The sequence below is a fragment of the Bartonella sp. AP19HLJMH genome (assembly GCF_042196245.1).
GTDB lineage: Bacteria > Pseudomonadota > Alphaproteobacteria > Rhizobiales > Rhizobiaceae > Bartonella.
The window spans coordinates 1-18,812 of the sequence record NZ_JBHIPX010000016.1; the positions used below are offsets into that span (position 1 = coordinate 1).

16 protein-coding genes, 1 tRNA gene and 1 pseudogene are annotated in these 18,812 nt (G+C 37.1%); 8 read left to right on the forward strand and 10 right to left on the reverse strand.

Annotation, left to right across the window (positions count from 1 at the left end; all coding sequences use genetic code 11):
* A partial coding sequence (locus ACFINR_RS07535) for a tyrosine-type recombinase/integrase (protein ID WP_375653796.1) occupies positions 1 to 225 on the forward strand: 225 nt, incomplete at its 5' end.
* A gap of 277 nt (positions 226 to 502) precedes the next feature.
* On the opposite strand, the gene ACFINR_RS07540 is transcribed toward ACFINR_RS07535, so the two are convergent.
* The 6 genes from ACFINR_RS07540 to ACFINR_RS07565 all read right to left on the reverse strand — a co-directional run bounded on the left by ACFINR_RS07540 (position 503) and on the right by ACFINR_RS07565 (position 7,576).
* On the reverse strand, positions 503 to 748 hold the full coding sequence (locus ACFINR_RS07540) for a DUF4170 domain-containing protein (protein WP_375612377.1): 246 nt from the start codon (positions 746 to 748) through the stop codon (positions 503 to 505).
* Positions 749 to 794: 46 nt separating this feature from the next.
* Positions 795 to 1,601, reverse strand: a complete 807-nt coding sequence (locus ACFINR_RS07545; protein ID WP_375612376.1) for a 3'(2'),5'-bisphosphate nucleotidase CysQ — start codon at positions 1,599 to 1,601, stop codon at positions 795 to 797.
* The gene (locus ACFINR_RS07550) at positions 1,588 to 2,919 is read right to left on the reverse strand and encodes a TldD/PmbA family protein (RefSeq protein ID WP_375612375.1); all 1,332 of its coding nucleotides are present in this window, start codon (positions 2,917 to 2,919) and stop codon (positions 1,588 to 1,590) included. The genes ACFINR_RS07545 and ACFINR_RS07550 overlap by 14 nt, the downstream gene beginning before the upstream one ends.
* A 1,715-nt stretch (positions 2,920 to 4,634) precedes the next feature.
* Positions 4,635 to 5,084, reverse strand: a complete 450-nt coding sequence (locus ACFINR_RS07555) for a hypothetical protein (RefSeq protein ID WP_375632594.1) — start codon at positions 5,082 to 5,084, stop codon at positions 4,635 to 4,637.
* A 544-nt stretch (positions 5,085 to 5,628) separates the two neighbouring features.
* The gene (rsmD, locus tag ACFINR_RS07560) at positions 5,629 to 6,195 is read right to left on the reverse strand and encodes a 16S rRNA (guanine(966)-N(2))-methyltransferase RsmD (protein ID WP_375632593.1); all 567 of its coding nucleotides are present in this window, start codon (positions 6,193 to 6,195) and stop codon (positions 5,629 to 5,631) included.
* Positions 6,176 to 7,576 (reverse strand): pseudouridine synthase, encoded by a 1,401-nt coding sequence (locus ACFINR_RS07565; protein WP_375632592.1) that lies wholly within the window; start codon positions 7,574 to 7,576, stop codon positions 6,176 to 6,178. Before ACFINR_RS07565 ends, rsmD begins: the two co-directional genes overlap by 20 nt.
* Before the next feature lie 269 nt (positions 7,577 to 7,845).
* Here ACFINR_RS07565 and ACFINR_RS07570 point away from each other — a divergent pair, with 269 nt between their 5' ends.
* On the forward strand, positions 7,846 to 8,292 hold the full coding sequence (locus ACFINR_RS07570) for a nucleoside deaminase (RefSeq protein ID WP_375632591.1): 447 nt from the start codon (positions 7,846 to 7,848) through the stop codon (positions 8,290 to 8,292).
* A gap of 658 nt (positions 8,293 to 8,950) precedes the next feature.
* On the opposite strand, the gene ACFINR_RS07575 is transcribed toward ACFINR_RS07570, so the two are convergent.
* From ACFINR_RS07575 to ACFINR_RS07585, 3 genes are all read right to left on the reverse strand, one after another.
* Positions 8,951 to 9,442 (reverse strand): hypothetical protein, encoded by a 492-nt coding sequence (locus ACFINR_RS07575; protein WP_375612104.1) that lies wholly within the window; start codon positions 9,440 to 9,442, stop codon positions 8,951 to 8,953.
* A gap of 178 nt (positions 9,443 to 9,620) precedes the next feature.
* On the reverse strand, positions 9,621 to 12,536 hold the full coding sequence (ileS, locus tag ACFINR_RS07580; protein ID WP_375653800.1) for an isoleucine--tRNA ligase: 2,916 nt from the start codon (positions 12,534 to 12,536) through the stop codon (positions 9,621 to 9,623).
* A gap of 249 nt (positions 12,537 to 12,785) precedes the next feature.
* Positions 12,786 to 14,576, reverse strand: a complete 1,791-nt coding sequence (locus ACFINR_RS07585) for an outer membrane beta-barrel protein (RefSeq protein ID WP_375653803.1) — start codon at positions 14,574 to 14,576, stop codon at positions 12,786 to 12,788.
* Between the two features lie 385 nt (positions 14,577 to 14,961).
* Between ACFINR_RS07585 and ACFINR_RS07590 the strand changes: the two genes are divergently transcribed.
* From ACFINR_RS07590 to ACFINR_RS07605, 4 genes and pseudogenes are all read left to right on the forward strand, one after another.
* Positions 14,962 to 15,315, forward strand: coding sequence for a hypothetical protein (locus tag ACFINR_RS07590; protein WP_375632588.1), 354 nt, complete (start codon positions 14,962 to 14,964; stop codon positions 15,313 to 15,315).
* 77 nt (positions 15,316 to 15,392) lie between these two features.
* Positions 15,393 to 15,611 (forward strand): hypothetical protein, encoded by a 219-nt coding sequence (locus ACFINR_RS07595; RefSeq protein ID WP_375632587.1) that lies wholly within the window; start codon positions 15,393 to 15,395, stop codon positions 15,609 to 15,611.
* 7 nt (positions 15,612 to 15,618) lie between these two features.
* Positions 15,619 to 16,504: pseudogene (locus ACFINR_RS07600) on the forward strand (tyrosine-type recombinase/integrase).
* A gap of 936 nt (positions 16,505 to 17,440) precedes the next feature.
* Positions 17,441 to 17,530: transfer RNA gene (locus tag ACFINR_RS07605), tRNA-Ser, on the forward strand.
* 101 nt (positions 17,531 to 17,631) lie between these two features.
* Here the strand turns inward: ACFINR_RS07605 and ACFINR_RS07610 are convergent.
* On the reverse strand, positions 17,632 to 18,000 hold the full coding sequence (locus ACFINR_RS07610) for a helix-turn-helix domain-containing protein (RefSeq protein ID WP_273787997.1): 369 nt from the start codon (positions 17,998 to 18,000) through the stop codon (positions 17,632 to 17,634).
* A 190-nt stretch (positions 18,001 to 18,190) separates the two neighbouring features.
* Between ACFINR_RS07610 and ACFINR_RS07615 the strand changes: the two genes are divergently transcribed.
* A complete protein-coding gene (locus tag ACFINR_RS07615) occupies positions 18,191 to 18,472 on the forward strand; it encodes a type II toxin-antitoxin system RelB/DinJ family antitoxin (RefSeq protein WP_015856349.1) in 282 nt (93 codons plus the stop codon).
* A gap of 7 nt (positions 18,473 to 18,479) precedes the next feature.
* The gene (locus ACFINR_RS07620; RefSeq protein ID WP_273787998.1) at positions 18,480 to 18,761 is read left to right on the forward strand and encodes a type II toxin-antitoxin system YafQ family toxin; all 282 of its coding nucleotides are present in this window, start codon (positions 18,480 to 18,482) and stop codon (positions 18,759 to 18,761) included.
* The last annotated feature ends 51 nt before the right edge of the window (positions 18,762 to 18,812 follow it).

Below are 18,812 nucleotides of genomic sequence, written 5' to 3' on the forward strand. Positions count from 1 at the left end.
AATGGATTTAGAGACGCTTGTAATGCGGCTGGCATTAAAAAATCGGCGCATGGATTAAGAAAATTAGCCGCAACACGCGCAGCTAATTCTGGAACAACAGTATCACAACTCAAAGCAATTTTTGGCTGGACAAATGATGCTATGGCATCTCTTTACACAAAGAGCGCAGATCGTAAAAAACTCGCTCTTGAAGCCATAAAAAAGCTTCAAAAAGATGAGGGATAGAGGCAAAAAAACTCAATAGAATCAAGATTCACCTATTCCCTTATATTAGACATAACTATTTTATTTTACTTGCTTTTTATTTGCCTTGCACGGACACTATTATGAAATGGGCTTGGGTGCTTTGGGAGATGTTTCTTAAAAAGACATATGAATTTTAAACAACAAGCATATTCTTTTTTACGGCATTCTATTTTACCCGAAGAACGTACCTATGAAAAGGACGACTAAACAAAAGCATGAAGCAATCTACAGGTTATAATGACCAAATATTCAAGCTTTATTCTGCATCGCCTAACTCAGCATCAAGAAACTGATGCAAATCTACAATGTAATAACGTTGTAATGCATTATCTACACTGCTTTGTGCTTTTGCCTGCCATGCTTCTTGAGCGGATTGATAATCTGAGAAAATACCAACCACATCTAACTCATCAGGATTCTTAAATTGATTACTGTTAAGATTTTTTAATTCCCCACCAAATACAAGATGTAAATATTGTTTTTTTTCTTTGGTTTCAGTCATATGTGCCTCCATATCATTTAGATTATCTTAGCGCGCTTTTACGTGATTAAACTAACTTTGTTTGACGAACAACATCTATCATATCTTGACAGCAATTATTTTTACCAGCAATTAAAAGTCCATACTGGTAAGGTTCAATTCCATAAGATAGTAAAGGGGCATCAAGCGATAAAAAACACCCTCCACACTCCTGCAAAATAAGATCAGCAGCGGCAATATCCCATTCATGACAATTTGGACGAACTAATACGATATCAATTTCATCTTGAGCAACAAGAACAATACGATAAGCAAGAGAAGGAAGATAATGGTAAAGACTGACTTGATTGAGAAAATCATCTGGTAATTTTTGTGCGAGCGATTTATCAAGTGAAATTTTATATTTTCGATGAACCTCAAAGGCTAAACGAGGAAGTTTTATCCCATTTAATGTTGCCCCTCCACCTGTTACAGCTGTATAAACATCTCCTTGAGCCGGACATTGTAGAACGCCCACAATAGGACGCCCATTCTCAATAATGGCAACCGAAATACACCAATAAGGATTGCCAGAAAGAAAACCACGCGTTCCATCAATAGGATCAACAACAAAAGAGCGCTCATAATAATCTTGTTTTTCTCGATTATCTTTTGTTTCTTCTGAAATCCATCCATAATTTGGACGAGCTCCAAGAAGCCTCTCTTTCAAGAAATGATCAACAGCAAAATCTGCTTCACTAACCGGGGAATTACCTTCTTTAATCCAGACATCCAACGTGCATCCAAAATACCGCATTGCTAAATCTCCTGCCTCTCGACAAACATCACGCAAAAGATTTAAATCAGAAGAATGATGCGTGTTATTTTCCTGCAAGTGTCATCCCTTCAATTAACAATGTTGGAGCAGCTGTACTATAACGCCGATCAATATCATTGGCAGGTGTTAAATGTGCTAACATATGAAGCAAATCAGAACCTAGCGTTACTTCACTTACCGGATAAGCAATTTCACCATTTTCAATCCAAAAACCGGAAGCCCCACGACTATACTGACCAGTAATAAAATCAATGCCATGACCGAATAATTCGGTCACATAAAATCCATTTCGCAAATCTTTTATCATATCGCAAGGTGATACTAAACCCGGTTCAATAGCAAAATTTGTACTGGTCGGCTGCACTAATGATGCCGAACGCATACCGTGTCCATTTGTTTTAAGTCCCAATTCACGTGCTGTAGATGATGAAAGAAGCCAATTTTTTAAAATACCATTTTCAATAATATTGAGTGTTTGCCCCTCTACCCCTTCTCCATCAAAAGGATGAGAAGCATTTCCACGTAATCGCAAAGGTTGATCGGTTACATTAACATTAGGCTTCATCACTTCCTTGCCTAGGAAATTCTGTAAAAGACTCGTTTTTCGAGCCACAGAGGCTCCATTGACCATAGATGCGATATGCCCTGCAATTCCACGAGCCGTACGCGGATTAAAAATAACATCAACGCTCCCAGTCGCCGCACGAACTGCACCCAAACGTCGAACAGCACCAAGCCCTGCATTCTTTCCCACAGTTTCTGCTGCCTCTAAATCAGAAAAATGTAAGGCTGTTGTATAATCATAATCCCGCTCCATCTGTGTTCCTTCACCTGCAAGAGCACTACAAGAACGTGAAAAACAACTTGAGCGATAGGCTCCACAAAAACCATCGCTGGTCACAAGAATAAACCCACTACGGCCATAAGCTGTTGCAGCGCCACCAGAATTGCTTACACCTTTAACATCAAGAGCTGCTGCCTCCGTTTTTAAAGCATCTTCTGTTAAAAAATGACTGCTGGGTACAAAATCATCAAAAAGATCAAGATCTTTAGGATACTTAACCAAACACTCTTTATCTGCCAAACCTTCAAATAAACTATCGGGAGAAGCTTTAGCCATCGCAACAGCACGTTCCGCAAGTTCTTGCGGATAAGATCCTAAATTAGCAGAAACACTTGCTACTTTTTTTCCAACAAAAACCCTTAGAGTAAAATCATTGCTCTCTGCTGCTTCTGTCGATTCGACTTTCCCAAAACGAACTGATACACTGGTAGAATGAGCATGAACAATAACAGCATCAGCAGCATCTGCTCCAGAACGCTTTGCTGCTTCAACCAGCGAAACAGCTTTCTCAATCTGGTTTTTGTCAGTCATTATAGACTCCCTAAAATATTTTATTATTTACATTGATAAGCATTCTGACAAATTTATACAAATCAGAATATAACTCTTGTGTATTGATTCATAAGATTATGCACATTCATGCATTCTTTTTCTTTTAATGCATTAAATCATTTCCCTTTTAGCTTCTTTATGAAAAAACGTAATATGCCGTAAAATCTCTTTAGTTTCAAGATTTCTCATGGGCCCTTATCATTTTAGGAGCCAAATCTCCACTGACAATCAAATCAACAGAACAATTGGCAATTAACAAAAGTCTTAGCTATAACACTTGAATTTAAGCCAAAATCCTCAAAAATTCGAAAAGTATAAAATGACTTAAGTCACAAGCCTTATGTCCTCTGGATAGTCAAATAACTTCCTTCATTCCTATAGCATTCTTTAATTTCCAAGCAAGAATCAAGAAAATGCCTTATATTTGTGTATACTTCTTTGCTTCTATAAACTCTCTCATAATAAGATGGCAATCTTGTAAACAAAAAAATATAAACGGAATAAAAAATTTTTCTTGCGTTATTGCTTCAACAAAATGAGCAGTCATACGCTTCTTTATTCTCATAGGCGTGATATTACAAATAACTCATTTTTTATATTTATCAGAAATAAGTTATAATCATAATATTCTCTCTCGTTTCTAATGCGTCTAATCAAGAGCATCTCATCTTTTTTTATGCCTCATCCTTAATCGGTTACTTTGTTATTAAACAGATATAACTTAATAGACTTCTTTTTCCTGAAACAAAAATTCCAAAATACTGGATAGATTTTGATTTAAGAACTACACTCCTTCCTCTTTTCCTTCCATTAAAAAATAAAGAAGCGTAATATTGTTATAAAACGATAATCAATAAAACTTTTATATAAAACTCAATGTTGTATCTATTGTTCAATTCAATCTACAATAAGCATATTCTTCCAATTAATTTGGGCAAGTTTATCGCTCATAATTGTTTTAATAGATACAAAAATATTTGCAGAAACTGGGATATCTGTGCGCATTTTAAAAAATCGCTTTTTAAACATTTAAACCAAATACATACAACGATACGAGATTAATTTTTACGAAAATTAAGGGAGGTTTTATTTTATCATCTAGAGCCTTTTAGAACTGCACTCTCTAGAAAAGTAATCAAGAAATTATCTTGTAATCTTTCAATAAAATTAACAGTTTGATTTATACTTATAATTTATTGTTTTGTAATTTGTATAAAAAAGCCTAATATCATAAAATTCTCTCTGTTTCGAACCTATTCATGTTGAGTCAATCACAACTATTTGCGAGCAAATCATAAGTAAGGGGCGTATGAATGAAAACTATTTAAGAAGAAATCAAAATGCCTCTTATGAAGATTTTAAATGCAAAAAATATTGCAACATTAGAAACAGGCAAATATTATGACGATATGGACCTACATCATAAGAGAAGTAATGAACTTCTGAACCTTTCTCATTTTCAATGAAGAAAGCATCTTATAAGCTTTTATATATAAAAAAATTCAATGAATTTCATAAGATCTTTGGTGCAAAATTAATTTTCTCAGATGATTTAACTCGATTTCAACAGCTAACTAAAACCAAATCATAGCTCGCTCATCAATTTGCTATATACTCATAACTGATTTCATTCTAACAAGGCTAAGAGTTCTGTACCTTTTTTAAGGTATTAACTTCTTTATAAATGCATCCTCTTACAAAATGCTTTTGTTTTCAGTAAGAGCACGTCTACTCATTTCAATCATTGCATCCCGAAGATGTAACTTAATTTTTGATCCAATAATCATTCCAAATAAAGGAGCAAGTAAACCAGACATGGTTACAGTATGACGAATTTTGTTATTTGAAGAACCCGATTTTGTTGAACAAATATATTCATGATTAAAACTCATACGTGTAAAAGGAAGTTTAGCATAATCAGAAAAACAAACATTTTTTATAACTTTATCAAGTGTAAAAGTTACTGTAGGTCCCTTTTTAGGTTTCATGCGTCCTATAGCGCCTTCTTTGAAAGGACCAGAAAGTTCTACCCACTCAAGTTCGTGATCCCAAGAAGGCCATGATGCCACATCTTCCCATATAGCCCAAATTTGCTCAGCACTTGCTTCTGTACTAATCTCTTCACTATATATCCAATTAAACACGATAATCTCCCTCTTTTTTACAAATCACTTATCTTTAGTGATAAAGAGTATTATAAAAAAGTACCCTTAAAGCTGCACAACGATAAGATACTTAATACTCTCAGATTTACTTAATATGTAATGATTAAATCAACAAGGGATACTACTAAACTAAACAGACAAATACTCAGGATAAATGAACAATATTTTCAATACTAAACAAAATATCTTTTTTAAATTTATACAATAACAAAAATAGAAGTTACGCATCATATAAGATATAAATGCAAACTGCACAGCTTAAAGCTTTCAACTGCTGATGAAATGTGATGATTAAGGTATAGCAGAAAAAAATTAAACAAAAAAGATCATAACTATTATCGAGGAATATATATCCTATTGGAGAAAAAACATCCTTCTGTAGTAAAGCTAATAAAAATTCATCAATTCCTTTAACATTAGAATCTTTTATTGATTTTCTACTTGACCTTTTAAAAACCATATAAAATGAAGAAAACTGTGTAAAAGCATTTTTTCATCCTATCGGATAAAAACAAGAACTTTCTCAAGATGTAAGCGATCGTAATTTATAGAGACGTATTGCTGTCTCACCATAAAAACGCTCATCGTCTAGATAAAAGACGTTAGGTAAATAAATCATTGTATCTTTCTTTTCTTCAAGTATGAAGAGTGTATCAGCTTTTGCCCACCCTCCTCGCAAAGCTTCTACAAAAGCACGTTCACCTAAACAACGGCTATAGGGAGGATCAGCGCAGATAACATCAAATGGCAGCATTGTGCCAATATTGCCAAGTTTGGTCGCATCACGACGCAAAATCCGTCCTATCGACTGTAATTCAAAGGCTTCGATATTTTTTTGAATTACCCCACGCCCCTCAACCGAGTTTTCAACAAAAACAGCAGCCTTTGCTCCACGTGAAAGTGCTTCGATGCCTAAAGCACCAGTCCCAGCAAAAAGATCAAGGATGCGTTTATTGGTCCAAAATTGTTCTTCACGGCTAGAAAGAATATTAAAAAGGCTTTCACGTGTACGATCACTCGTTGGGCGAATCGACTGATTAACAGGCGAAAACAAAACACGCCCAGCAAATTTACCGCCTATGATCCGCACGTGGACCTCCAAATCGCTTCGAAGTTTTTGCAGCGTCCCTATGTGGTTTAGATTTTTTCATAGCACCACCAAACGATTTTACCTTTTTCTTTCTCTCAAAAGAATGCTCATCATGACCACCTTTTATCATTTTCTCTTTATCCTTTAAAAAGCCATCTTTCTTACCAAAGGGATGCGTCTCGTCATAAGATATTTTGCCATGTTTTTGAACAAAACTTTCCCTCTTCTCTTTGTATGACGGATTTTCTTTTAGTTTTTCCTTGCCTCGATGAAATGATTTTCTACCATCCAAATCGCTCTTATGACCATGCGATTTCTCCTCACTATAAGAAGGCTTTCTACGTGCACTTTGCGGACGTGCACCAGGAGCCATCCAAACATTAGCACGGCGAGAACGCGGTAGAAAACGCTCTGCTTTTCCTTCTTCACTTTTCTCCTTCTTTACATTCTCATGAGACTTTGTACTTAATCGTGCGCGACTATGTTCAACAGAACCATCTCTTGGTCGGCGTCGTATTGCCCTTTCACTTGAGAAAACCCAACCATCATTTGCAATAGAAAGATCTTTCTGGCTTTGCTTTTCTGCAACAACTGCAGAATTTGAAAATGGCTTAAGAATAGGAGCATCAAAATCTGCATTGGCTTGCATAATCAAACGCTCCCCCAACTGATCTCGTAACATCCGCCCTTTTAACTCTTGCACGGCTCCTTCTTCTAAATCAGAGAGATGAAATGGACCATAAGATACACGTATTAATCGATTAACTGATAATCCCAATGCCCCTAAAACATTCTTTATTTCACGATTTTTTCCTTCTCGCAAAGCGACAGAAAGCCATACATTCGACCCTTGTTCGCGTTCAATTGATGCTTCAATCGAACCATAAAAAATACCATTAATCGCAATACCATTTTTAAGGTTATCCAACGCGCTCTGCTTGACTCTTCCATGAGCACGGACACGATATTTGCGGACCCACCCCGTTACAGGAAGCTCTAATACACGCGCTAAGCCACCATCATTGGTTAAAAGCAAAAGCCCTTCCGTGTTAATGTCAAGCCTTCCAACAGAAAGAACACGCGGCATTCCTTTTGGTAAATTACTAAAAACTGTAGGTCTGCCTTCAGGATCACGGTTCGTGGTGACAAGACCTGCTGGCTTATGGTAAAGCCATAAACGCGTTCGTTCTATAGGAGGTAAAGGTTTGCCATCAACTTTAATAACATCAGAGCGGCTAACATTAAAAGCAGGCGTTGTCACGACTTTACCATTCACAGAAATACGACCTGCAACAATCATCATTTCTGCATCTCGACGCGAAGCAATACCAGCACGCGCTAACCTTTTAGCAATTCGTTCACTCTCATTATTTTCATTCATTTGCGTTTCAAACCAATCTTTGCAAGTATGTTCAGAAAATTATTCACATGCACCATACCGCTTATCCTGAAAAAGGAAGTAGCATAATCATTTATCATTTTCTATCCTTTAACGACAATAATGTATCTGTCGACTTGCAAGTTTGTTTTAAACTCTTAAAAAAATAGAGGTATTCTTTTCATTATAAAAGCGTAATAAATTATTCATTCCATAGCATTCCTTATCGAGATAACCTTTAGATTTTCTATACCTTCAGTAGAAAGAATATTATGACTTTGACGCCCATGGAAATAGCCCTTTTAGAAGCGCAAGAGGCTGCAAAAAAAGATGAAGTTCCCGTAGGTGCTGTCATTACACGTGGAAAAGCTATCATTGCACGCGCTGGTAACTTTATAAAATCTGCATATGACCCTACAGGACACGCAGAAATACGCGCAATCCGTATGGCTTGCGAAACATTGCAAAACGAAAGGCTTCCTGATTGCGATCTTTATGTAACACTTGAACCTTGTGCTATGTGTGCCGCTGCCATTTCATTTGCACGCATACGACGTCTCTATTATGCAACAAATGATCCCAAAGGAGGTGCTATAGAAAATGGCCCACGTTTTTATCAGCAACCAACCTGCCATCACAAACCTGAAATTTATTCTGGTTTCAAGGAAAAAGAAGCAGCTCAATTACTTAAAGACTTTTTTATACAAAAGCGATACTAAAAATAATTCTTCTTCCATAACTTTCACTCTTTAAAAACTATCCTACTTCTCAAAAAAGACTGTTAATTCTTCTGATATATATATATATATATATAGCAAAAGCTATTTCGAAGCATTTTTTCTCTCTTTTAATTCTGCATATTGTTTCTATTAGATGATACATTCATTCAAAAGAATAATTCATTATTTTGTATATAAAATATAAAGTCCAAAATATCGTAGATATGCTCTCATTTCAAATTACATTGAAACAGTAAAAATCACTTTCTTGCACATCATAAGCGGAATTATCGTCTGGATAAAGAACGTTTTAGAAAAGACTAAAAATGTCTCTTATGAAAGCTCTCAAATGCAAGAATTATCGCAACATTGGAGTCTGTAAAATAAAATGATGGTATCCACTTTCTCCTTCCTAAGCATAAAGTATTGGAGCACAATAGATTTTACGTTATACTAGCCACATGAGCAATGTTGTAAAATGAGCTTGAGAAATGTTTCGTGTTAAGGAAACGCATAAGGAATCTCTCGATGCTGTTGTCATATTGCTATTTCATGAGAATACCCCCCTCCTACAGCAGCATTATAACTGCGCGCGAATGAGAGCTTGGTATCATAAGTAATTGGAAAAATACTTTACTTTAAATGTTTTGTCTTTTCCCTATCGACCAATAGGTGCGGTTTTTGCCGGTTGGCGATAACTTAAAGGTGGTTCAGTGAGATAGCGACGGTATTTTGAACTTCCAACTTGTGCTCTCTGACGACGTAAATATTCCTGTCGTTGCTTCGCATTCAACTGTGAAGGATTTTCTGAACCAACGCCATTAACTGACGATCCTTTGTGAGGAAAAGGAGTATTTCCTTGATGCTTCTTCGATGCTGCCATTTCATTGACAGATCTATCTTGTTGTGGTACCGGCAAAAATCTGCGTGAACTAGGGCTTGGTATTACAAGTTTTGGATGAGGTTTCATAACAATCTGGCTGCTGTTATTTGTTGGTGTTAATGAAGTGATATTAGCAACATCTTCAAAAAACTGTATTGAAACTGGTTTATTGGTACCATAGGTAGGAGCGGATAAATTGCATCCCGTTAAAACAAAGCACATCCCTAAAATTCCTATTGGAAATATTTTTATTTCACGTTTTCTCACTGCCTATTCCATTTCCTAGGTGTATGGCTGATTAATATTCCCGTTATTTATGAGAGAACGGTCCATACACAAATTTCCCCCCCTGCAGATAAAACAACGGAATTTTTTTCGTACCACAAAAAACTATATTCATCAATATGAGAAATTTACTTGCATTTCTTTCCTTTGATCTAAAACTTTAAATCTTGCCAAGAATCTGCAATTCCCGCAAAGCAGCTGCATCACGAGCAGATACATCCGGATAAGCTGGATCACTTCCAACATCTTGTGTATAACGCCATGATCGAGCACATTTTTTTCCTAATGCCTTCTCTGGATATACACCAACACCTTCAACATCATTCAAAGTAAAAGCATCAGAAGGTATCGTGTCCTGCGTAATTGTGAGTGCACTGGTAATACAGATCTCCGCCATATCCACATTTTCTAATGCCTCTCGTAAAACCAGATTGGAAATAAAAACAATAGGCGCAGCTTCCAAAGAGGATCCAATACGCTTATTAGCACGTTCAAGCTCTAAAGCACCTGTCACAACTTTACGGACCTGCCGAATTTTTTTCCAACGCTCAGCCAAAGATTGGTTTTGCCATTCTTCTGGTACAGAGCGAAATTGTTCCAAATGCACCGATTGGCTTTCTGGATAACGCTCTAACCAAGCTTCCTCCATAGTAAAAGGCAACATTGGAGCAAGCCATGTGACCATACGCTCAAAAATCTCACGGACAACCTGCAAGGAGGCCTTGCGTTTTTTTGATGAAGGCGCATCACAATAAAGAGAATCCTTGCGGATATCAAAATAAAATGCCGATAACTCAATGATTGAAAAATCCAATAATGCACGCATAATCTTTTTAAAATCAAATTCATCGTAAGCGCGATTAATCAACTGATCAAGTTCAAAAAGCCTATGCAATATAAATTTTTCAAGATCCGGCAGTGCACCATAAGATACTTCTTCTCCATCATCATGTGCTAAAGTTCCTAGCATCCAACGAATTGCATTGCGTAGTTTACGATATGAATCCACATTTGTTTGAAGTATTTTTTTGCCTAAACGCTGATCTTCCCAATAATCGGCTGTCATAACCCAGAGACGAAAAATATCAGCTCCAGATGTTTTAATGATTTCTTGCGGAACAACCGTATTGCCTAAAGATTTAGACATTTTCTTACCATTCTCATCCAAAGTAAAACCGTGTGTGATCACGGACTTATAGGGAGAACAAGCACGCGTACCACAGCTTTCCAAAAGAGAAGATTGGAACCATCCGCGATGTTGATCTGAACCTTCAAAATAAACATCAGCAGGCCATTTCAAATCAGCCCGATCTTCTAACACAAAGCTATGGCTGGCTCCAGAATCAAACCAAACATCCAAAATATCATAAACCTGTACCCAAGGCTCATGTGCACGCTCACCTAAAAAACGTTCACGTGCTCCTTCAGCAAACCATGCATCTGCCCCTTCTGCTTCAAAAGCCCGTAAAATACGCTCGTTCACACCTTCATCTTTTAGAATAACACCATCCTCATTTGCAAAAATACAAATAGGAACACCCCAAGAACGCTGACGAGAAAGAACCCAATCAGGACGATCTTCTATCATAGAAGCTAGGCGGTTTTGTCCAGAAGATGGCACAAAACGCGTTTTTGAAACAGCTTCCAAAGCCCGACTACGTAAAGTTGAACCATCCCCAAAATCTTTATCCATTGAAATAAACCATTGCGGTGTATTGCGAAAAATAACGGGTTTTTTTGAACGCCAACTATGGGGATAGGAATGCTTTAAACGCCCCCGTGCAAACAATCGATCTGCTTTAATTAAAGCATTAATGACCTCTTTATTGGCATCACCCATTTTTCCATTATCATCAATAACACGTGCAGGTCCTCCTTCACGATCTGGTCCTAAACCTGGAACATCTTTCGTATAGAACCCTGCATCATCAACAGGAAACGGTATAGATGAATCAATCCCCGCTTGCTCCAGTAAGGACTTATAATCATTCCAAATTTCAAAGTCCTCACGCCCATGGCTTGGTGCTGTATGGACAAAACCTGTACCAGCACTCTCTGTTACGTGCGAACCATCAAGCAATGGAATTTTATAATTATACCCTCCAGCTAAACCTTTGAGTGGATGAGAAAGAACAAGAGCTTTCAACTCTTCAGAAGAAATAACACGCAAATGCTTCAAAACAAGTTTGGCTTTTTCTCCACAACTCATCGCTAAAGCGTCTGCAAAGAGAAGCTTTTCTCCCACTTGAGGACCAAAATCATTTTCAGCACTTTCAACTTCGTAAATACTATAAGAAATTTGCGAAGAATAACTCACTGCACGATTGCTTGGAATCGTCCACGGTGTTGTTGTCCAAATGACGACATGAGCACCATATAAATCATCAGAATTTGCTTCAAAAACAGGAAACTTAACCCAAAGCACCTCTGATTCATGATCATGATATTCAATCTCAGCCTCTGCCAAAGCCGTACGTTCCACAACAGACCACATCACTGGCTTGGAACCACGATAAATCTGATCTGACATAGCAAATTTTATCAATTCACTGGCAATGCGTGCTTCTGCATGAAAAGCCATTGTAGTATAAGGCGTGTTAAAATCTCCCACAACACCAAGGCGTTTAAATTCTTCACTTTGAATAGTTACCCAATGCTGTGCAAATTCACGGCATTCTTGACGAAACTCGTTAAGAGGTACCTCATCCTTATTTTTTCCTTGTGCTCGATATTTTTCTTCAATTTTCCATTCAATTGGAAGCCCATGGCAATCCCAACCAGGTACATAATTTGCATTAAAACCGCGCATTTGGAATGAACGAACAACCACATCCTTTAGAACTTTGTTTAAAGCATGCCCAATATGAATATGACCATTTGCATAAGGCGGACCATCATGAAGAATATAAAATGGACGATCTTTTGCTTGTTGGCGCAATTGCGCATAAAGCCCCATATCTTCCCAACGCGCCATCAATTCAAGCTCTTTTTGCGGAAGCCCTGCACGCATAGGAAAATTTGTCTGTGGGAGATAAAGAGTTTTTGAATAATCTATTGTTTCATTTTTCACAGTCATTGTGAAATATCCCTGTCCACTTTTACGATTTCATTTTTGCATAACTTCCCTGAACCCTGCAACTCTGGTTTTTATCTATAGGGAAATCCGAGCTTATCATTCGTATTAAGCAGCGATCAAGAAAATATATCATCACAATCTATGGGCTTTATCATGAAATTCACAAGAAAAGAAACCAAAAAGTGATCTTAAAAAAAAATAAAGGCTCCACTGACAGTGGAGCCTTTTAGAAATTTACTCTTTAAAAAATTAGAATTTATAAGCTACACCAACACGGAAATCATTGGTTTTGTAGTTAACTTCAAGTTTTTCCTTTGCAAATTTCTTTTTACCAAAATCAGAGTAACGATATTCAGCACGTACAATCACATTATCTAGAAGCGAGAAATCAACGCCACCACCAAGTGTGTAACCAATCATGGTTTTTGTTTCATCAGCTAAGTTCTTAGAAGAAACGACTCTTCCATCCTCATCCTTAACAGATATTGATACAGTGTCTTGGAATTGCCCATAAGCAATACCACCAGCAAGATAAGGCATAAAGCGATCAGCAGCAAAACCAATACGTACCCGTGTAGCACCACCCCAATTTTGTTTGAAAGTATGACTTAAAGTTTCAACTGCATCCTCTTGATCAAGACCAAGTTCAGAAGCCATCTTTTTTATTTGTTCTATACCATATACACTGGAAGCGTTCTTATCCACCGCTTGTGTACTTTGTGCACCGTGTCCAGACATATTCTGTCCACCATGAGAACGAGAAGCATGTGGATTAGTACCATTCGGATGAGCATTTCCGCTACCATGGGCACCATGATGACCCCCGCTTGTTCCATTGGAAGTCTTTGTATCTGAACCAGAGGATGATCCTGATCTCGCGAGTACAAGTGGTGCGCTCGATACTGTTTTTTCTACTGCTGATGGTTGTACCGATATAGGTGTTTTTGCTGCTGGCTGACTTGCGCCTGATACTGTTGATGAGCTAGAAGATACTGGTGCTTTTTCAACCGCTTTTGCAGACTCTGACTTAGCAGATTCTGTTGCTCCATCTGACCCTACTCTTGATGATTGATCTCCTTGAGATAATCTTGCCAATAAGAGCGTTGACCGCTCTGGTGAGCTTGCTCCTGTAGTAGAGGATATTGATTTAAGTGCAGGTGATTTTAATCCATTTACCCTGCTTACCAATGTCGGTCCTGTACCTGATCTTTCCAATGAGGACGATGGCGATTGCACTGAACTCACCGTCTGTCTAGAGGATGCTGATTGTGTTATTGACGATGCAGATGGCGTTTTTAATGGTGGTGTTGGAACTCCTAGATTTTCCCTTCCCACTACCACTGTTTTTTCTGCTGTTGAACTAACATTACCAGAACTTCTAGTTGTTGCTGCTTGATTTGATTGTGTTGCTCCTACTTGTGGTTGTTGAACTGCATTTACTGATTTAGCTAGTGCTTGACTGGATTGCGTTACAACAGATTGTTCTGACGCGGATCCTGCTATTGGAGTCTCTCCTGTTGTAGTTCCTGTACCTGCAGGTGCTCTTGAGGTGTCTTTTTGCGTTTGTGCTCCTGTTAATGCTGTTCCTTGTGGGACTTGAGATGTTAATGGGTTTGCTGATCTGCGGGATCTTACAACTGCATTTTCTACTGTAGTGTTATCAGCTGCTCCTATGGTAATGGTCTTTGTGTGTTTTTTTCCAGATACCATTAAATCCGTATCGATGCCAAAAATAAAGTTGTCACCGAGATCAATATTAGAACCTGCATAAAAACCACCTGCAAAACCTGAAAGTTTAGGAGAGAACTCTTTATCCAGTGGTAAACTCTTTTCTTGACCAACAAGAGCCATATCAGCTTTGCTCGAAAAACCACCAGCTTGGACACCTAAATAAAGACCTGTCCATGAAAAAGTAGGTGCAACAATGGTAGAAGCAGTCGATGATGCTGGCTGATGAGGAATCATAACATCAGCAGCTAGTGCTGTAGACGCTGAAATTAAAGAAAAAATAGACGCTGTTATTAAACGTTTTGTATTCATAAAATCTCTCCAAATATCCAAAATGAAATTCATATAGAGCATCTTTTCTGAAATATCTGTAGCAAAAATGACACACTCACAAAAAAATAAAGAATTTTTGTGCAATAAACAAATTATATCAAATTTTTTAAACAAAAAGCGCGTTGCAATCACCTGTTTTGAAGCCAATGTATGCATGTGTCATAGAGGACAACTCGCATTAGCTCTCACTCAATTGCCTGATTGGAATTATGAAATTAAGCACATCTAAAAAATAAATTTGCATATTTTAAAAAAATGGGAGTGTCCATATGTCACCTAGCACACCCCTACTCATTCCTAACAACTTTTAAGTAATGCATGATTCACGCTACGGGTGGATTGTGCCAAATCAAGGAAATAAATCATGGGGAAAAAATACGAATTGACTGATGAAACAATAGAGTTTGATGGATACATTACGCTTTACCGTATCCATGAATTGAGAGACTTTAGAGATGAAAAGGCAGGTAATCTTGACAGCTTTATAGAGGATGAAGACAGTTTAAGTCATGAAAACGATTGTTGGATTTATAATGATGCCAAGGCGTATTCCTTTACCAATATTTACGATAGCGCTAAGATTTTTGATAACGCACAAGTTGCTTATAATGCACAGATTTTTGGAAACGCAAAAATTTATGATAATTCAGAAGCTTGTAACAAAACTATGACCGCCCAGAACGGTGTCCCTTCAACAAAAGACGACATTCCTTTCTAACACCAAAAAACTAACCTTTTAACACCAGCGTGATTCACGCCACATGTGAATTACATCTAAAATCAAGGCGAACAAACATGGGACACCGTCCACCTACTATTACGCAACCAGCTATTGCTCGTGCTGTACGAGAAGCTAAAAAACAAGGGTGTGAATTAATAGAAATAAAGCCTACAGGTGAACTGCTTATTTATCTTAAAGCAGACATCCCAATACCAAACCAAGCTAGTCTTCCAAAAAAGTTATTAGATTTGTCAACGAATGAAGATTATGAATCTTCACTCTCTAAGATGTGAAGTTGCTATGCCAAAACCACGCCCCCCTCATCTTGTCAAAGAAATCACACGCCATGGTAAAATTATATGGTATGTGCGTATTGGTCGTGGTCAACGCATTAGAGTACGTGGAACCTATGGAACGCAAGAGTTTGTTGACAACTACCAAAGTGCGCTTGCTGAATTACAAGGGCTTATACTTCCAAAATCCAAAACCGGTAAACTTGTTGAAAGGTTATTTGCATGGCTACTTAAACAGTATTTTAACAGTATCAATTGGCATAGCTTCTCTAAAGTCACAAAAAGAACTCATCCTGATGAAGGTGTGTGATTCTATAGGTTACATTTCATACCAAGCAATCGAAAAGAAACATATTATAGCCGGTGTTGAACATCGTAAATAAACACTTGGAATGGCTAGAGACTTTCTGAAAGGTCTAAACGGACTTTTTAAATGGGCCATTGAACAGGGTCTTTTGGAAAATAATCCAGCTTTAGGAATCAAAAGACCTCCTCTCAAAAACGAAGACGGATTTCCAGTCAAAACAGAAAAAAGTAAATTCCAAACAGATGTTTTTCTGCCAATTTTGTCTGAACTAGCCAAAACCCTTTAAATTGGTCCTATTGGAGAAGAAACATTCATTTGTGGTCAAGTTAATCAAAAACTCTCCAAAGAAAGCTTTGGCGATACATTTAGATAGGCTTGTAATACAGTAGGCATTAAAAAATCAGCGCGCGCATGGTTTAAGAAAATTAGCAGCAACACGCGCTGCTAATTTAGGTGCAACAGTCTCGCAACTCAAAGCAATTTTTGGCTGGACAGACGACACTATGGCATCTCTTTACACAAAGAGCGCAGACCGTAAAAACTTGCTCTTGAAGCCATAAAAAAGCTTCAAAAAGATGAGGAATAGAGGCAAATAAAACTCAATAGAATCAGGAACAACCTATTCTCTCATATTAGACATAAATATTTTATTTTACACATACTTGTGAATGAAACGGCTTTTAAAACCTTGTCTGTTAAAGTTTATGCTCTTTGCCTCTGCATAATTTAGCGTTTTTAAGTTCTATTCTTGAAAAACTATGCAAGACCTTAACAAACTATTTATTGATCTAAGCGTTCAATAATCTTTTCTTCCATTCAAATTACCTTTTTGCTTATCCTAAAGAAAAAAGCATTATAAATATACCTAATTTTCAGTCATATCTGGAAAAGGTTTTAAACTGTCGATGCAAATCTTATACAACGTTTTATTCAAATAGTGTAAATCAGCCCTTTCCTCCAAGATACCCTTTAGACGCATTAAATATCTGAATATTTTTATTTAAAAAATAAAAATCTTTTAAAGAGCTTTCTTATTGAATTGTACTTATTTAAACTCAATAAAAATTTTGCTTGAATATATATGTCATTCTTACAAATTTATCGCTCATAAACTGTCAAAGCAATAACATTTTCTTTTCGCAGATATGACCGATCTAAATAGAATAAATATCTGGAAAGGTAAAATAATTTAAAAATACACGACCGAAATTTAATATAATTTATCAAACATTTTCAACTGAACATTTCTTATTATTACGAAAACGACCATTAGAACTTAAAAAATATTGCTTTGTAAAAAATTTTTAAACAGGAAAAAAATGATAAATATCATAATTACCTTTCATTTTTCAGAAAAAACTATCATGTTTAAAAATGAAACTCTTAGATAACACACTCAAAGAATTAACTTATGAAGAATTATTTTAATTGAAACTTAAATAGTTTTACAAAGAACGCTTTAAAATGCGTATTAAAATGATTGACCTTTTACAAGAAATTTGTCAAAAAGCATATCTAGTTTGGAGGGGTGGCCGAGCGGTTTAAGGCACCGGTCTTGAAAACCGGCGTGCAGGAGACTGTACCGTGGGTTCGAATCCCACCCCCTCCGCCACAGCACTTTTATGGTGCTATAACTTATTGATTTCATGTGTGTTTTTTCAAGGTGCGGGATTCGTAAATAAAGGTTCGGGAATAGGATTCTCGAACATGCTTCTACGAAGCGCATGCTTGTTTGCTAACTTTCTCTAATAATTTTTTAAATTCTGCTAAATCCTGTTGTGAAAGATTATGTAAATTTCTAACAAACATGCCAACAATTTCACGACTCAACGGATTAGAAGGCTTTATAGTGAAGCTTTTACGACAAGCATCCGATTCTCTTCTCAAAATTTCTGCTACCTCTTGATCTAAAGTATAGAGTTCAATTATCTTTTCCTCTAATCCTACAGGAACAGATCTTTTGCCAATTTCTACAGATGATAAAAATGCTACAGATATATCTAATTTTTTAGCCATATCTAAAAGGCGTTCTGAATGATCAATGCGAAGTTTGCGTAAGGTTTTACCAAATGGTGTTGGCATCTAAAAAATCCTATTAAAAAAGAAGCTCTCTCGTGATTCTAGCAGAAATTCTCAGGTTTTGGTTAGCTCCTTTTAAAAATTGACTTCCTACCCTCCTTAATACACAAGGTTGTATAGCATGACGGATAAATCTCTTGACATAGGTTTGAAATGTAGTACATTGTAGTACAATTAAGTAGGAGGTTTAGTAATGGGAAAAATTCAAGCCCGCATACCTGATGAAGTTCAAGAAATTGCAAGTGCAGTTATTAAGTCTACGGGTTTAACTATATCGGATGCAGTGCGCATGTTTATGACCCGCATTGCTAGAGATAGAGCATTACCACTTGATCTATTCCAACCAAATCCGGAAACATTACAAGCTATCGAGGATGCCGAAATGGGACGCGTCGAACGTACATCATTAGACGGCTTAAGGACCATGATACGCTCAGATAGAACCGAAGCACGTAAATCTGAAAAGCAAACCTAAGCTTGCTATGCGGGAAATTGTCTATACGCGTTCATTCCGCCGTGACCTTAAACGTGAAAGCAAAGGTAAATATGCTAATGCACTAGAGGAGGATTTGCTGCTTGTGGTCAAAGCGTTAGCGGAGAATGAACCGCTAAAGGCGCATTGGAGAGATCATGCACTAACAGGTCAGTGGCGCAATTGTCGTGATTGTCACATAAAGCCGGATTTAGTTTTGATCTATCGAAAGCCAGATGCCAAAACACTAGAGCTTTTACGACTTGGTTCCCATTCTGAACTGCGTTTATAATTGGATCTCCAATTCATAGTAATAAAGAATTTTACGAAATTTTTTCTTTTA

What these genes read in the sequence shown, in the direction of transcription:
- ACFINR_RS07570 (WP_375632591.1), top strand. Translation starts at nt 7,846, where the DNA reads ATGACTTTGACGCCCATGGAAATAGCCCTTTTAGAAGCGCAAGAGGCT.
- ACFINR_RS07615 (WP_015856349.1), top strand. Translation starts at nt 18,191, where the DNA reads ATGGGAAAAATTCAAGCCCGCATACCTGATGAAGTTCAAGAAATTGCA.
- ileS (WP_375653800.1), bottom strand. Translation starts at nt 12,536, where the DNA reads ATGACTGTGAAAAATGAAACAATAGATTATTCAAAAACTCTTTATCTC.
- ACFINR_RS07540 (WP_375612377.1), bottom strand. Translation starts at nt 748, where the DNA reads ATGACTGAAACCAAAGAAAAAAAACAATATTTACATCTTGTATTTGGT.
- ACFINR_RS07620 (WP_273787998.1), top strand. Translation starts at nt 18,480, where the DNA reads ATGCGGGAAATTGTCTATACGCGTTCATTCCGCCGTGACCTTAAACGT.
- ACFINR_RS07550 (WP_375612375.1), bottom strand. Translation starts at nt 2,919, where the DNA reads ATGACTGACAAAAACCAGATTGAGAAAGCTGTTTCGCTGGTTGAAGCA.
- ACFINR_RS07595 (WP_375632587.1), top strand. Translation starts at nt 15,393, where the DNA reads ATGGGACACCGTCCACCTACTATTACGCAACCAGCTATTGCTCGTGCT.
- ACFINR_RS07565 (WP_375632592.1), bottom strand. Translation starts at nt 7,576, where the DNA reads ATGAATGAAAATAATGAGAGTGAACGAATTGCTAAAAGGTTAGCGCGT.
- ACFINR_RS07590 (WP_375632588.1), top strand. Translation starts at nt 14,962, where the DNA reads ATGGGGAAAAAATACGAATTGACTGATGAAACAATAGAGTTTGATGGA.
- ACFINR_RS07610 (WP_273787997.1), bottom strand. Translation starts at nt 18,000, where the DNA reads ATGCCAACACCATTTGGTAAAACCTTACGCAAACTTCGCATTGATCAT.
- ACFINR_RS07585 (WP_375653803.1), bottom strand. Translation starts at nt 14,576, where the DNA reads ATGAATACAAAACGTTTAATAACAGCGTCTATTTTTTCTTTAATTTCA.